The 14,430-nt window shown below is 72.0% G+C and carries 15 protein-coding genes and 1 pseudogene; 9 read left to right on the top strand and 7 right to left on the bottom strand.

Features of this window, described 5'->3' with window-relative positions; all coding sequences use genetic code 11:
- Positions 1-89: 89 nt before the first annotated feature.
- A complete protein-coding gene (locus ACWD5O_RS28055; RefSeq protein WP_450087105.1) occupies positions 90-1,082 on the bottom strand; it encodes a helix-turn-helix transcriptional regulator in 993 nt (330 codons plus the stop codon).
- Positions 1,083-1,126: 44 nt separating this feature from the next.
- Here ACWD5O_RS28055 and ACWD5O_RS28060 point away from each other — a divergent pair, with 44 nt between their 5' ends.
- Both ACWD5O_RS28060 and ACWD5O_RS28065 read left to right on the top strand, forming a co-directional pair.
- Positions 1,127-1,606, top strand: coding sequence for a hypothetical protein (locus ACWD5O_RS28060; protein ID WP_354966594.1), 480 nt, complete (start codon positions 1,127-1,129; stop codon positions 1,604-1,606).
- The gene (locus ACWD5O_RS28065; RefSeq protein ID WP_354966593.1) at positions 1,606-2,064 is read left to right on the top strand and encodes a hypothetical protein; all 459 of its coding nucleotides are present in this window, start codon (positions 1,606-1,608) and stop codon (positions 2,062-2,064) included. The genes ACWD5O_RS28060 and ACWD5O_RS28065 overlap by 1 nt, the downstream gene beginning before the upstream one ends.
- A gap of 1 nt (position 2,065) precedes the next feature.
- On the opposite strand, the gene ACWD5O_RS28070 is transcribed toward ACWD5O_RS28065, so the two are convergent.
- On the bottom strand, positions 2,066-2,725 hold the full coding sequence (locus ACWD5O_RS28070; RefSeq protein ID WP_450087106.1) for a TetR/AcrR family transcriptional regulator: 660 nt from the start codon (positions 2,723-2,725) through the stop codon (positions 2,066-2,068).
- 113 nt (positions 2,726-2,838) lie between these two features.
- On the opposite strand from ACWD5O_RS28070, the pseudogene ACWD5O_RS28075 reads away from it, so the two are divergent.
- Positions 2,839-4,305 (top strand): annotated as a pseudogene (locus ACWD5O_RS28075) (flavin-containing monooxygenase); the annotation flags it as partial.
- Positions 4,306-4,317: 12 nt separating this feature from the next.
- Positions 4,318-5,202, top strand: coding sequence for an SDR family NAD(P)-dependent oxidoreductase (locus tag ACWD5O_RS28080; protein WP_450087118.1), 885 nt, complete (start codon positions 4,318-4,320; stop codon positions 5,200-5,202).
- Between the two features lie 21 nt (positions 5,203-5,223).
- Here the strand turns inward: ACWD5O_RS28080 and ACWD5O_RS28085 are convergent, their stop codons facing one another.
- Together ACWD5O_RS28085 and ACWD5O_RS28090 are read right to left on the bottom strand one after the other, a co-directional pair.
- Positions 5,224-6,411, bottom strand: a complete 1,188-nt coding sequence (locus ACWD5O_RS28085; RefSeq protein WP_450087107.1) for a low temperature requirement protein A — start codon at positions 6,409-6,411, stop codon at positions 5,224-5,226.
- 9 nt (positions 6,412-6,420) lie between these two features.
- Positions 6,421-6,840, bottom strand: a complete 420-nt coding sequence (locus ACWD5O_RS28090; protein WP_450087108.1) for a hypothetical protein — start codon at positions 6,838-6,840, stop codon at positions 6,421-6,423.
- Positions 6,841-7,022: 182 nt separating this feature from the next.
- Between ACWD5O_RS28090 and ACWD5O_RS28095 the strand changes: the two genes are divergently transcribed.
- Together ACWD5O_RS28095 and ACWD5O_RS28100 are read left to right on the top strand one after the other, a co-directional pair.
- A complete protein-coding gene (locus tag ACWD5O_RS28095) occupies positions 7,023-8,111 on the top strand; it encodes an S-(hydroxymethyl)mycothiol dehydrogenase (protein ID WP_450087109.1) in 1,089 nt (362 codons plus the stop codon).
- The gene (locus tag ACWD5O_RS28100; protein WP_354966588.1) at positions 8,108-8,737 is read left to right on the top strand and encodes an MBL fold metallo-hydrolase; all 630 of its coding nucleotides are present in this window, start codon (positions 8,108-8,110) and stop codon (positions 8,735-8,737) included. The genes ACWD5O_RS28095 and ACWD5O_RS28100 overlap by 4 nt, the downstream gene beginning before the upstream one ends.
- Before the next feature lie 32 nt (positions 8,738-8,769).
- On the opposite strand, the gene tsaA is transcribed toward ACWD5O_RS28100, so the two are convergent.
- The gene (gene tsaA / locus ACWD5O_RS28105) at positions 8,770-9,198 is read right to left on the bottom strand and encodes a tRNA (N6-threonylcarbamoyladenosine(37)-N6)-methyltransferase TrmO (RefSeq protein ID WP_450087110.1); all 429 of its coding nucleotides are present in this window, start codon (positions 9,196-9,198) and stop codon (positions 8,770-8,772) included.
- Positions 9,199-9,256: 58 nt separating this feature from the next.
- Here tsaA and ACWD5O_RS28110 point away from each other — a divergent pair, with 58 nt between their 5' ends.
- Both ACWD5O_RS28110 and ACWD5O_RS28115 read left to right on the top strand, forming a co-directional pair.
- Positions 9,257-9,706 carry a VOC family protein gene (locus ACWD5O_RS28110; RefSeq protein ID WP_450087111.1) on the top strand — a complete coding sequence of 150 codons (450 nt, stop codon included), beginning with the start codon at positions 9,257-9,259 and terminating at the stop codon, positions 9,704-9,706.
- 367 nt (positions 9,707-10,073) lie between these two features.
- Positions 10,074-10,787 carry a hypothetical protein gene (locus ACWD5O_RS28115; RefSeq protein ID WP_354966585.1) on the top strand — a complete coding sequence of 238 codons (714 nt, stop codon included), beginning with the start codon at positions 10,074-10,076 and terminating at the stop codon, positions 10,785-10,787.
- Positions 10,788-10,855: 68 nt separating this feature from the next.
- Here ACWD5O_RS28115 and ACWD5O_RS28120 read toward each other — a convergent pair whose 3' ends face one another.
- Together ACWD5O_RS28120 and gdhA are read right to left on the bottom strand one after the other, a co-directional pair.
- Positions 10,856-12,229, bottom strand: a complete 1,374-nt coding sequence (locus ACWD5O_RS28120) for a hypothetical protein (RefSeq protein WP_450087112.1) — start codon at positions 12,227-12,229, stop codon at positions 10,856-10,858.
- Positions 12,230-12,375: 146 nt separating this feature from the next.
- On the bottom strand, positions 12,376-13,713 hold the full coding sequence (gdhA, locus tag ACWD5O_RS28125) for an NADP-specific glutamate dehydrogenase (protein WP_450087113.1): 1,338 nt from the start codon (positions 13,711-13,713) through the stop codon (positions 12,376-12,378).
- 282 nt (positions 13,714-13,995) lie between these two features.
- Here gdhA and ACWD5O_RS28130 point away from each other — a divergent pair, with 282 nt between their 5' ends.
- Complete coding sequence (locus tag ACWD5O_RS28130) at positions 13,996-14,307, top strand: MazG-like family protein (protein WP_450087114.1); 312 nt, start codon at positions 13,996-13,998, stop codon at positions 14,305-14,307.
- Positions 14,308-14,430: the final 123 nt, after the last annotated feature.

Below are 14,430 nucleotides of genomic sequence, written 5' to 3' on the forward strand. Positions count from 1 at the left end.
TGACCGCTGGGGACCGTCCCAGGGTGGCACACCGCGCCGACAGTCGATGCCCCGTGGATCCTCCATTGTGGAAGAAGTGGCGCGTGCCGTTACCGTGCCGGCTGCTCGCTGCGGGCGTAGAGGGCGGCCAGTCCGGCCGCCGTGGCGGCGAGTCGCTCGCGCAGCGTGACCGGGGTCAGCACCTCCAGGTCGGCGCCGAGACGGAGCAGGTCACCGTGTGCGTGGGTGAGCGACTCGATCGGCAGCACCGCGGTCACCCAGCCCTGGGCGTCCGGTGGCCCGGCGCTGGCGTCCACCGCTGCCACCACCGGATCGCTGCCGATCTCCCGCAGCCGTTCCCGGCCGCCCGGGGAGAGCCGCACGGTGGCCTCGTCCTGGTGCAGCCGGGCCCGGAACTGCACCACGTGCGCGCGCCACCAGGCCGGCAGGTCGAAGTCGGGCGGGCGGTCGAACTCCTCGGCGAGGGGGGTCAGTGCGAGGATCTGGTTGACCCGGTAGGTCGCCGGGGCGCCCCGGCCGGGCCGGTCGGCCACCACATACCACCGGCCGCCCTTGAGCACCAGCCCGTACGGCTCCAGCACCCGGGTCACCTCGCCGTTCCAGCTGCGGTAGCGCACCTCGACGCGGTGTTGCCGCCAGACCGCCTCGGCCGTGCGGGCCAGCTCGGGGGAGGCGTCGCCGTCGGCGTACCAGCCGGGTGTGTCGAGGTGGAAGCGCTGCTGGAGCTGGGTGGCCCGGTCGCGCAGTGGGGCGGGCAGCGCGGCGTGCAGCTTGAGTTGCAGCGCGGCCACCACGTCGCCGTAGCCCAGCTCGTCGGCCGGCCCGGGCAGCCCGGCCAGGAAGAGCCGGTCGGCCTCTTCGGCGGTCAGGCCGGTCAACCGGGTCCGCCACCCGTCGACCAGTTGATAGCCGCCGGCGTGCCCGGCCTCCCCGTAGAGCGGGATGCCGGCGGCGTGCAGCGACTCCACGTCCCGGTAGATCGTCCGCGGTGAGACGGCCAACCGCTCGGCGAGCTGCGCGGCGGTGAGCCGGCCGTGCGACTGGAGCAGCAGCAGGAGGGAGAGAAGTCGACTGGCCCGCACTTCACTGACACTAGCTGTCAGGGGAGTCGTTCTACCGTCCCGGCATGGCTTTTCGCGACAAGGATCTACGAACGCCGGGACCGGTCATGGTGGACGGCCGACAGCTCAAGCGCTACCACATCGACCAGCCGGAACGGCCGATCGAGCCGGAGGTGGAGAAGGCCGCGTACGACCTGCTGCCCGCGCTGCTCGCCGACGTGCCGGATGACGGCACCCCGGCCGCCGGCTGGGTGGTGCTGCATCGGGGCGCGGACACCGGCGCCTACCTGCTGGCGTACACCTGGGTGTGGGACAACGCGTTGGAGGTGCGCACCGCGGCGGCCGGGCAGCCCGCACTGGACTGCCCTGACGATGATCCGGCACACTTCGTCGAGCTTCGCCGCCCCGCGGTGGGCTGCGTCTGGGAGTTGGCGGTGCTGGAGCACGAGCGGGCCGCCTGGGTCCGGCACATGCTGGTGCCGGAGAGCCCCGATCTGACCGGTTATCTGCACGACACGCGAGCGGAAGGGCCGGTGGGCCGCTGATGGGCGACTTCGACTTCTTTGTGGGCACCTGGAACGTGGTGAACCGGCGGCTGCGCAAGCGGCTGGTCGGCTCGGACGAGTGGGAGGAGTTTCCGGGGGTGTCGGTCGCGCACGGCTTCTTCGGCGGCGGCGGCCACTTCGACGAGATCGTCTTTCCGACCAAGGGCTTCTCCGGCGCCACGATCCGGCTCTTCGACCCGGCGACCGAGCAGTGGTCGATCTACTGGATGAACAGCGGTCGCGGCGAGTTGGAGCAGCCGCCGATGGTGGGCCGCTTCGTCGACGGTGTCGGCCGTCTCTACGCCGACGACCAGCACGAGGGACGTCCGGTGCGGTGCCGGTTCATCTGGTCGGAGATCACCGCGACCACCGCCCGCTGGGAGCAGGCGTTCTCCGTCGACGGCGAGCGCACCTGGGAGACCAACTGGATCATGACGTTCACCAAGGCGGCGGAGTAGCTCAGGTCGACGGCGGGGGAGTCGTGTCTCGGTAGATGCCGACCAGCCAGAGGTCGAGCAGCACGTCCACCACGTCCCGCTCGTCGACCGCCGGCCCGTCGCCGGCGAAGGTGGCGTACCAGACGCGTTCGTTCATCGAGTTGAGCGCGATGGCGAGGTCCCGGGCGGGCAACCCGTCCGGGGCCGCGCCGCGTCGCCGCTCCGCCTCGATGGCCGCCTCGATCGCCTGCACCCAGCGCTCCAGCACCGCCGCCCAGAGCCGGCGTACCTCGGCGTTGGTGCCACGGACCTGCGCACAGGCGAGCACCAGTGCGCGGTGTGCGCCGAACGTCTCGTGGAACCGCTGGATCAGCTCCCGCCACCGGGCTCGCGGGTCCTCGGCGAGCCGGACCAGGACGTCTCCGGCGGCCGCGTCGGCCTCCTCGGTGACCCGGTCCAGCAGGGTCAGCAGCACGGCGTCCTTGGACGGGAAGTAGAAGTAGAACGTCGGCCGGGAGATGCCCGCACCCCGGGCCAGGTCGTCGATCGAGATGTCGCCGAACGCCTTGCGCTCCAGCAGCCGCTCGGCGGTGGCCAGGATCGCCGTCTCCCGGTCGTCGCCGGTGGAACGGGCGGCGCGGCGACCGCGCGGGCTCGCCCTCCCGGTACGCGCGGTCGTCATGGCCGGTGATGCTACCCGAACTCGACACCCTGTCGACGGCACTCGACAGGGTGTTGACTGCTGTCGACGGCGGTGGATAGTGTCCGTCCACTGCCCCGGATGGAGGGAACGCCATGACCTCCGACCACGTCGACGTGCTCATCGTCGGAGCCGGCCTGTCCGGCATCGGCGCCGCCTGCCACCTGCGCCGCGACTGCCCCGACAAGACGTACGCGGTGCTCGAGGCACGCGACGCCATCGGCGGCACCTGGGACCTGTTCCGCTACCCGGGCGTCCGGTCCGACTCGGACATGTTCACCCTCGGCTACTCCTTCAAGCCGTGGACCGACCCGAAGGCCATCGCCGACGGCGCGGCCATTCGCGAGTATGTCCGGGAGACCGCCCGGGAGTACGACGTGCAGCGGCACATCCGCTTCGGGCACCGGGTGCTGCGTGCCGAGTGGGACAGCGACATCGCCCGCTGGACGGTGCACGCACAGCGCGTCGACACCGCCGAGACGACCGTGCTGACCTGCTCGTTCCTGTTCGCCTGCGCCGGCTACTACCGCTACGACGAGGGATACACCCCGCAGTTGCCCGGCGTCGGGGAGTACGCCGGGCGGCTGGTGCACCCGCAGCACTGGCCGGACGACCTCGACCACACCGGCAAGCGGGTGGTGGTGATCGGCAGCGGCGCCACCGCGGTCACCCTGGTGCCGGCGATGGCCGAGCGGGCCGCCCACGTGACCATGCTCCAGCGCTCACCGACGTACGTCATCGCGCTGCCCTCGCGCGACGTCCTGGCCGACGCGCTGCGGCGCGGGCTGCCGGCGAAGGCCGCGTACCCCGTGGTGCGCTCGAAGAACGTGCTGCTGTCCACCATCAACTTCCAGCTCAGCCGGCGCGCGCCCGGGCTGGTGAAGCGGCTGCTGCGCAGGGGCGCGAAGGGCCGGCTGCCGGTCGGGTACGACATCGACCGGCACTTCTCTCCCCGCTACGACCCGTGGGACCAGCGGCTCTGCGTGGTGCCCGACGGCGACCTGTTCACCGCCCTGCGGCAGGGTAGGGCGTCGGTGGTCACCGACACCGTCGACACCTTCACGGCGGACGGCGTCCGACTGGCCTCCGGTGACGAGTTGCCCGCCGACATCGTGGTCACCGCCACCGGGCTCAACCTGCTCGCCCTCGGTGGCCTGACACTCAGCGTGGACGGCGCCGAGGTCGACCTGGCCAGCACCGTCGCCTACAAGGGCATGATGCTCTCCGGCGTGCCGAACTTCGCGTTCACCATCGGCTACACCAACGCCTCGTGGACGCTCAAGGCCGACCTGGTCGCCGGCTACGTCTGCCGGCTGCTGCGCCACCTGGACCGCACCGGCCAGCACGTCGTCACCCCGCTCCCGCCGCCCGACGACGAGCGGGTGCCGCTCATCGACCTGCGCTCCGGGTACGTGTTGCGCAGCGTCGACGCGCTGCCCAAGCAGGGCGCCACCGCACCGTGGCGGCTGTATCAGAACTACGCCCGCGACGTGCTGCTGATGCGGCACGGCCGGCTCACCGACGAGGGTGTGCGGTTCTCCCGCTCGGGGGCCGCCAGGAGAGGAGCACCGGTCGTGCAGAGATTCGACTTCGTCGGCGGGACGGCCGTGGTCACCGGCGCGGCCAGCGGCATCGGCGCCGCGCTGGCGCACGCGCTCGCCCGCCGGGGCAGCGACCTGGTCCTGCTGGACCGCGACGCCGAGCGGCTGGACGCGGTCGCCGCCGCCATCCGGGCCGACCACCCCGACCGTCAGCTGCACACCTACCTGGTGGACCTCGCCGACGCGGCGGCCACCGCCCGGGTGGCCGTCGAGATCGGTCAACGGCACCCGCGGGTCCGGCTGCTGGTGAACAACGCCGGTGTCGGCCTCGGTGGCCGGTTCGACCAGGTGACGTTCGACGAGTTCAGCTGGGTGATCGAGATCAACTTCCGGGCCGTGGCGCAGTTGACACACGCGCTGCTGCCCACCCTCAAGGCGGAGCCGGGCGCCCACCTGGTCAACGTCTCCAGCCTGTTCGGGCTGATCGCGCCGGCCGGGCAGACCGCCTACTCGGCGAGCAAGTTCGCGGTGCGCGGCTTCACCGAGGCGCTGCGCCACGAGTTGGTCGAGGACGGCATCGGGGTGACCTCGGTGCACCCGGGCGGGATCCGCACCCGGATCACCGAGAACGCCCGCGTCGGCAGCGGTGTCTCGATCGAGGAGTACGCGGCCGGCCGGGCGCAGTTCGAGAAGCTGCTCACCATCGCGCCGGAACGGGCCGCCGAGGTGATCCTGCGGGGCGTCGAGCGCCGCCGGGGCCGGGTGCTGATCGGCTGGTCGGCGAAGCTGCCCGATCTGCTGGCCCGGGTCCTGCCGGCCTCGTACAACCGGCTGCTGGTCACCGGCCTGAACCGCGGCGTCGTCCGCCCCGCACCGCCGACCAGCACGGTGCCGGCCGCCGACGCCCGCCGCGGCTGACGTCGCTGATCTCGCGGTGACTCAGGCCGGGTCGGCGTCGGCCGGCGCCGAAGTCGGCAGGACGTCACGCCGGCGCAGCACCACCGTCAGCGCCACCAGGGCGAAGAGCAGGAGCGCGAGCACGTGCACCGGGAGCGGACCCAGTGGCGCGAGCAGCGCCAGCAGCGCGACGACCGGAAAGGCGACGACCACCGCGCCGTGCTGCCTCCGGCGGACGTGCAGCACCCAGACGGTGAGCAGGTAGACGGCGATCGGTACGGCGACCGCGTACCCGGCGGCGGATCCGGAGATGTGCCCGATGTGCCGCTGGTGGTCCACCGCCACGACCAGGCCCGCGCCGACCGCCGCGACCGCGGCGAAGATCAGATAGTGGCCGTAGCCCCAGACCAGCGAGTACGGCAGCCGGTCGGGCGCCTCGATCGGCTGGTCGAAGTAGAGCCACCAGAGCGCGTACACGATGACCGCCCCGGCCGCCGCGAGCGACCAGAGGTCGCCTCCACCGCTGTCCAGCTCGGTCTGGATCGCCACCGACACCGACAGCACCACCTCGCCGAGCACGATGAGGGTGAACAGCCCGTACCGCTCGGTGATGTGCCGGGGATGCCACGGGGTCATTCCGGGCCGCTCGGCCACCGCCGGCACCAGCAGGTCGGCCAGCCCCAGCAGCACGAACGACGCGATGCCCCACTCGTCGGGCAGCGCCAGCCGCAGCAACCAGCCGACCTGCACCACGGTCACGCCGATCGCGTAGCGGCGTGCCGCCGCGCGGTGCGCCCGGTCGCCGGCGGCCGCTCGGCTCCACTGCACGACGGCGGCCAACCGCATCACCACGTACCCGTACGTGATGACGGTGAAGTCGCCGTCGGCGAAGGCGCGCGGCACCCCGGCCGCCAGGATCAACGCTCCGGTGATCTGCACCAGCGCGGTGATCCGGTAGACGTCATCGTCGGTGTCGTAGGCCGAGGCGAACCAGGTGAAGTTCATCCACGACCACCAGATCGCGAAGAACACCATCGCGTAGCTGACCGCCGCGTGACCGAAGTGACCCTCGGAGACGTCGTGGTGCAGGCTGCCGGCGGCCTGCGCCACGGCCACAACGAAGCACAGGTCGAAGAAGAGCTCCAGCGGGGTGGCCGAGCGGTGCGGCTCATCCCGGTGACGGGGCCTCATCGGCCGGTAGAACGGCCGCACCGATGGCGAACGGGTCAACGCGGCTCCTCAGTGGCGTCTCCGGCGGTGGGTGAGGCCCTCCAGCACCAGGGTCAGCCCGGCGCCGAGCAGCCAGACGTCCTTGGCCAGCGCGGTGCCCTGCTGGGTCGGGCGTACGCTACCCGCCTCGCGCAACCCCGGCGTCTTCAGGTACAGCTGCACCAGGCCCGCGCCGAACGCGGTCAGGCCGAGCCCGGCCAGGGAGGTCGGCACGAACGGGGCCAGCAACGCGGCCCCCAGGGCAATCTCCGAGTACGACAGCAGCTTGGCGAAGCGCGCCGGCTCCAACTGGCCGAGCTGCGGAATGGCCCCGACCGCCATCCCGTGCAGGCCCTGCGCGGCGTCGCCCTCGAGCGTCCGCTTGCTCAGACCAGAGTTGAGGAAGAACGCGCCGATGCTGACCCGCAGCGGCAGATGCGCCAGTTTCATGATCACTCCCGGTGGCCGTGGTCCGAATGCGGCCCGCGTACCCGCCGCGGCCCGCGATAACCCGTTGAGCTGACTGGGCCGGCCGTGGTGATCGCGGTAGGTTCGCGAGGGGCTCACCGCCAGGCCCGGCCACCCGCCAGCCCGGCACCCGACCCCGCCGCAGATCACCAGCAGGAGGCGAAGTGAGCCAGGAAGTCCGGGGAGTCATCTCCCGCAGCAAGGGCGCGCCGGTTGAGGTCACCACCATCGTGGTGCCCGATCCCGGTCCCGGTGAGGCGATCGTCCGGATCCAGTCCTGCGGGGTCTGCCACACCGACCTGCACTACCGCGAGGGTGGCATCAACGACGACTACCCGTTCCTGCTCGGCCACGAGGCGGCGGGCATCGTCGAGCAGGTGGGCGAGGGCGTCACCGACGTCGCCCCGGGCGACTTCGTGGTGCTCAACTGGCGTGCGGTCTGCGGGGTCTGCCGGGCCTGCCGCCGTGGGCGCCCCTGGTACTGCTTCAACACCCACAACGCCAGCCAGCGGATGACCCTCACCGACGGCACCGAGCTCGCACCGGCCCTGGGCATCGGCGCGTTCGCTGAGAAGACCCTGGTGCACGCCGGACAGTGCACGAAGGTGGACCCGGCCGCCCGACCGGCCGCGGTGGGGCTGCTCGGCTGCGGGGTGATGGCCGGCCTGGGTGCGGCCATGAACACCGGCAACGTCACCCGCGGCGACTCGGTCGCCGTGATCGGCTGCGGTGGCGTCGGCGACGCGGCGGTCGCCGGAGCGGCCCTCGCCGGCGCCACGACGATCGTCGCCGTGGACACCGACTCCCGCAAGCTGGACTGGGCTCGCCGGTTCGGCGCCACGCACACCGTGAACGCCTCCGAGACCGACCCGGTCGAGGCGATCCGCGCCGCCACCGGCGGCTTCGGCGCCGACGTGGTGATCGACGCGGTCGGTCGACCGGAGACGTGGAAGCAGGCGTTCTACGCCCGGGACCTGGCCGGCACCGTCGTGCTGGTGGGCGTGCCGACGCCGCAGATGAAGATCGAGCTGCCGCTGCTGGACGTCTTCGGTCGCGGCGGCGCCCTCAAGTCCAGTTGGTACGGGGACTGCCTGCCCAGCCGGGACTTCCCGATGCTCACCGAGCTGTACCTCCAGGGCCGGCTCGACCTGGACGCGTTCGTCACCGAGGAGATCGCGCTGGACCAGGTCGAGAACGCGTTCGACCGGATGCACCACGGCGACGTGCTCCGTTCGGTGGTGGTGTTCCCGTGAGCGCCCGCGTCGGGCACGCGGTCACCACCGGCACGTTCTCCCTCGACGGGCAGACGTTCGACGTGGACAACAACGTCTGGGTGCTGGGCGACGACAGCGAGTGCGTCGTCCTCGACGCGCCGCACGATGTGGCCGCGATCCTCGCCGTGGTGGGTGACCGGCGGGTCCGGGCGATCCTGGCCACCCACGCGCACGACGACCACGTCCGCGTGGCACCCGAGCTGGCCATGGCCACCGGCGCGCCGGTGCTGTTGCACACCGCCGACCGGGTGCTCTGGGACATGGTCCACCCCCAGCTGCCGCCAAACGGCGAGCTGCACGACGGCCAGGAGATCGATGTGGCCGGCACCGCGTTGCGGGTGCTGCACACTCCCGGGCACAGCCCCGGCGCGTGCAGCTTCCACGCGCCGGAACTGGGCGTGGTGTTCACCGGCGACACGCTCTTCGCTGGCGGCCCGGGTGCCACCGGCCGCTCGTACAGCGACTTCGACACCATCGTCCGATCGATCCGCACCCGGCTGCTCACCCTGCCCCCGGAGACGGTCGTGCACACCGGGCACGGCGACGACACCACGATCGGCGCGGAGGCGCCGCACCTCGAGGAGTGGCTGGCCCGAGGCCACTGAGCACGGTCGGCTGGCCGGGCGGGGCCGGCGAGTCAGCGTTCGTCGGCCGCGTCCAGCACCGGCTTGACGTCGAGCACCGGCGTGCCGTCCAGCGCCTCCAGGTCGGCCACCCGGACGCGCAGCCCGTCCACCGCCAGCACCCGTACGCGGTGCAGCCCGATCGGGTTGGGTCGGTGTGGGGAGCGGGTGCTGAAGACGCCGGTCTCCGGCCGTGTCTCGTCCCCGCGCGGGTGCACCGTGAGGATGTCCCGTCGGGCCCGGTCCAACCAGGTCAGCACCAGCAGCTCCGCGTCGACGCGTACGTTGTCCAGTGCGCGCTCCACCTGCGGGTCGAAGACCAGCCAGGCGTCCGGCGCGCCCTCGTCGCCCTGCCTCGGCGCACTCGCCGCGTCGGTCAGCCGTGAGGTGACCCGGCCGACCGGGCGCAGCAGGTACGCGTCGTCGCTCCGGCCTTCGACCATGTCGCTCCCTTCGGGACGGTCCCAATCTAGTGCCCGGGCCGGCGCTAGGATCCCGCTTATGGCCGCCGAGCAACCCGCACCCGTTGTCCGTCAGCTGCGACTCGTGGTGGAGGCGGCCGACCACGACGCCGCCGTGGCGTTCTTCCGCGACGCGCTCGGCCTGCCCGAGGAGGCGGCGTTCAGCGGCGACGGAGATGCCCGGGTGGTGATTCTGGACGCCGGCCGCGCCACCCTGGAGATCGCGAACCCGGCGCAGAAGCGCATGATCGACGAGGTCGAGGTGGGCCGGCAGGTCGCGCCGCGCATCCGGGTGGCCTTCGAGGTGGACGACACCGAGGCGACCACCGCCCGGCTTGTCGCCGCCGGTGCGACCGAGATCGCGTCGCCCACCCGTACCCCCTGGGACTCCCTCAACGCCCGCCTCGACGCACCGGCCGACCTCCAGATCACCATCTTTCAGGAGCTGCGTACGCCGGACGGCGACGGAGCTCGGGACGGCAACGACTGAGCTCAGGGCTCGAAATCACCCTGCGTGAGATGTTGGGCCGATCACGCACCGTTAGCCATGACCCACGCGCCACCCTCACCCGCCGCCCTGCACGCCACCTGTGTCGGGCTCTGCTGGGTGGGTGTGGCGCGTGACTGCGAAGACCACCCTCTGTCACCCGGTGCGGGGCCTCGGCGGCGAAAGGTCGACCTGTCCGATTCCGGGGGTGACCCGGACCGCAGCCGCGCGGGGCCCTGGCATTTCCGGAATGCCCGACACGTGGACCTGGTTGTGTCCCCCGTACCGCCGGAGCCCAAACCCTTTCCGCGGTCATCTCCCGAGGAGTGTTCACCCCGGAGCGCTCCGCACGATCGAAAGGGCAACCATCGTGAAGGCCGACTTCACTCGATGGCTCCCCGCCATCGCTAAGGATTCGTACCGCAAGACCGCGCTGAGCATTGTGGGTGTGGCCGCCCTCGGTGGCCTGGCACTCGCGCCGACAGCGGCTGCCGCCCCGGTCACCTCCGGGCCGCACCAGGGCGCCGTGGCCGCCATCGACCTCGCCACCGGCAAGGCCGCCACCACGGCCCGCCAGGCCGACCAGCCCGTCGAATCGGGGCTGACCACCGGCTCCGCCACCGGCAAGCCGCCGGCTGGCAAGCCGAGCCGCGAGGAGCTCATTCCGCACGGCATCGAAGGCGCCCAGTCGCGCATCCCGCTCGACGACGCGCAGCTAGCCAACGCCCGGGCCATCGTCGACACGGCCAAGAAGACCGGTGTCGGAGACCGGGGCGCGGTGATCGGCGTCGCCACCTCGTTGCAGGAGTCGAAGCTGTACAACCTCGGCCACCTCGGCGCGTACAACGACCACGACTCGCAGGGCCTGTTCCAACAGCGCCCGTCGTCCGGTTGGGGTACGCCCGAGCAGATCACCGACCCGGAGTACTCCGCCACGGCGTTCTTCAGCGCGCTGAAGAACGTGGGCGGCTGGCAGGAGCTGCCGCTGACCACCGCGGCGCAGACCGTCCAGGTCTCCGCGTTCCCGTACGCGTACGCGCAGTGGGAGGAGCAGGCGGCGGACATCGTCCAGCAGCTCTGGTGACACCCGCGCAGACGACGCCGGCCGGTTCCCCAACAGGGGGCCGGCCGGCGTCGTCGTGTCCAGGTACCTCAGCAGGCGGCGTAGAGGCGCCGGGTGCCGACCCCGGCGGCGTACGCGGCCCGATCGCTGAACCGGCAGCCGTAGTCGGGACGGGCCACCACCGCCGGATCGGTCACGGTGTCGCCGGCCGGGCGCGTGCCGGTGTGTACCCAGGACACCAGATCATCCCACGCGGCGCCGGCCTCGACCGGGGTGAACTCGCAGTGCTGCGTGGCCCGGATGGCCCGCTGCACCACCAGCGGGCTGCGTCCGTGCCGTGCCACGTCGGTGGCGTACGCCTGCTCCATGCTGAACGGTACGAACAGGTCACCGAGGCCGTGCAGGGTGAGCACCGGGGCGGTGGGGCGGCCGGCGATGCGGGGCACCTCGGTCAGCGTCGGAAGGAGCCGCTGCCAGACGTTCTCCGGGGCGACCCGCGGCACGGTGGCGTTGACGTTGACCGGGCTGTTAGGGCTGTAGCGGGTGAGCAGGTTGGTGGAGAGCTGACCGGGCCGCTGGGCGGGGGAGTCGCCGCCACTGGTGACGCTGATCGAGAAGAGGAAGTCCTTCCAGACCGCGAACGCGGCGTCGGCGCCGGGGCGCGGCCCGCCGGAACGGTTCACCGTGATCGCGCGCAACTGCTTGCCCCGGTCGGTGGTGGTGTCCGGCCCGGTGGGGGTGAGCCCCGCCAGTCCGAGGGCCACCTGGATGCGGGGCACCGCGTTGGTCAGGTAGTCGGTCGGCGTGGGATAGGCCGACACCCCGGCGAGAGACTGCGCGACCAGGTTGTAGTCCAGGTAGAAGTCGAGCAGTGTCTGGTCGCCGAGTACGCCGCACATGGGCAACGCGCCGTCGTAGTAGCCGGGGTACTGCTCCAGCGAGCGGCCGATGACGTACCCGCCCATCGACACCCCCGCCAGGTAGGTGTGGTGCGGGCGGCGGACCGTACGTCCGAAGTGGTCGGCAAGGTCCTTGGTGCCCAGCACCCCGGAGCGGATGTCGAAGCCGTTACGGTCGTACGAGGACGACGCCCAGGCGTACCCCTGCTCCAGCAGTCGCTGGCGCAGCCCGAAGCCGGGCGGCGGCTCCGGCGAGAGCACCGTGCCCTGGCCGCGATAGCCGTGGGCCCACAGCACCAGGTCACCGTTCCACCGGGCGGGGACCTCGATGACGTACCCGGCGTGGCGGTGCACACCCTGACGTACCGTCGTCGGCTTGCCGGCCACGACGAGCGGCGCCAGCGGTGGGTTCTCGATGGTGTACCCGGGCAGCGGCTGGCCGCCGCCCGAATCGCGGTCGGCGGTGGCGTTGGCCGGCGCGGCGCCGGCCAGCCCGACCGCCAGGGTCAGGGTCGCGGTGGCGGCGAGCAGGCGGCGGAGGGTGCGAACGGGTGAGGACAGCATCGCTGCTCCCCATCGGACGGATGTCGCCCGCAGGCGACCAGGCGGGACGGTTGCCTACCGGCCGGTAGCGTCCTGAACCTAGGACCGCCGTCGACCAGAGTCAATGGCTGCGCTGACCGGCCGGTCAGGCTCGACTGTCCGGCCGCTCAGACCAGGCCGTGCGCCAACATCGCTTCGGCCACCCGGCGGAACCCGTTGATGTTCGCCCCGGCCACGTAGTCGCCGGGCAGCCCGTACTCCTGGGCCGTGCTCCAGCAGCGGGCGTGGATGTCCCGCATGGTCTCCCGCAGCCGCTGCTCCGACTGGGCGAACGTCCATGAGTCCCGGCTGGCGTTCTGCTGCATCTCCAGCGCGCTCACCGCCACGCCGCCAGCGTTGGCCGCCTTGCCCGGGGCGAACCGCACGCCGGCCCGGCCGAGGATCCGCACCGCTTCCGGCGTCGTTGGCATGTTCGCCCCCTCGACCACCGCGACGCAGCCGCCCGCCACCAGCGCCGCGGCCTCCGCGCCGCCGATCTCGTTCTGCGTCGCGCACGGCAGGGCCAGGTCGCAGGGCACCTCCCAGACGGTACGGTCGGCCACGGCCACCGCGTGCGGCACGTGCCGCAGGTAGTCGTCGAGCCGGCCGCGGCGCTCCTCCTTCAGCTCGCGCAGCAACTCCAGGTCGATGCCCTTCTCGTCGAGCAGGTACCCGTCGGAGTCCGAGCACGCCACCACCGTCCCACCGAGCTGGTGCACCTTCTCGATCGCGTAGATCGCCACGTTGCCCGAGCCGGAAACGACGACCCGCTTGCCCTCCAGGCTGTCGCCGCTCTCCCGCAACATCTCCTCGGCGAAGAACACAGCCCCGTACCCGGTCGCCTCCCGGCACGCCTGCGCACCCCCGTACGCCAGCCCCTTGCCGGTGAGCACGCCGGACTCGTAGCGGTTGGTGATCCGCTTGTACTGGCCGAACAGGTAGCCGATCCCCCGGCTGCCCACCCCGATGTCCCCGGCCGGTACGTCGGTCTGCGCGCCGATGTGTCGGTGCAGCTCCGTCATGAAACTCTGGCAGAAGCGCATCACCTCACGGTCCGAGCGCCCCTTCGGGTCGAAGTCCGCGCCACCCTTGCCGCCGCCGATCGGCAGGCCGGTCAACGCGTTCTTGAAGATCTGCTCGAAGCCGAGGAACTTCACGATTCCCAGGTAGACCGATGGATGAAAGCGCAGGCCGCCCTTGAACGGGCCGAGCGCGCTGTTGAACTCCACCCGGAAGCCGCGGTTGATTTGTACCCGGCCACGGTCGTCCTCCCACGGCACCCGGAAAATCACCTGTCGTTCCGGTTCGCAGATCCGCTCGATGATCCGCGCCTCGGCGTACTCGGGGTGCCGGGCCAGCGCCGGGCCGATGCTCTCCAGCACCTCCCGCACGGCCTGGTGGAACTCCGGCTCGCCCGGATTGCGGGCAACCACACTGGCGAACACCGTCTCGACGGTCTCCGGCATGACCGGCACGTCCCTTCCGTATCGGCGGCATCGTCGCCGCCACTGTGCCGGCGCGACCCACCGGCCGCCCCGGAGTACGGCCCGCCGCCCCCGTCCGGTTCACCGCTCGCCCGCCCGTCCTTGCCCCGGCGCCTCCATCCCTGCGTTCGCCCTGGCCACGCGCCTTGCGGTCTCACCTGGCGCGCCGACCCGGCCCCACCTGGCTCCCCGGCCCGGTCTCACCTGGCGCGCCGGCCGGCCCGGCTGTGCGGCTCGGTGGGCGGGTCGGGTTGACTGGTCGCCGTGGACGAGTCGATCTGGGAGGCGGCCCGGGCGTCGCGCAGCTGGTTGGACACGGCGAACGGCACCGGGCAGACGGAACTGACCTGTCGCATCCTCAAGCTGACCGAGGAGGCGGGGGAGGCGTCGGCGGCCTGGATCGGTGTGCTCGGGCAGAACCCGCGCAAGGGCGTCACGCACACCCGCGAGGATGTGGCAGCGGAGCTGGCTGACGTCGCCTTCACGGCGCTGGTGGCGATCGAGAGCCTGGGGCTGGATGCCCGGTCGGTGTTGGACTCCTGCGCCGCCAAGGTCCGCTCCCGCCTCGCTGGCTGAGGTCCGCTCCCGCCTCGCTGGCTGACCGGGGTCGTGGTGGGTGTGCCGGGTTGGTGCGGGGTGGGGCCCGCCGTGCCCGGCTCCGGGCGGTCAGGCTTGATCCCTGCGCCGGGCACGGCGGGC

The sequence above is a fragment of the Micromonospora sp. NPDC005161 genome, assembly GCF_053599855.1.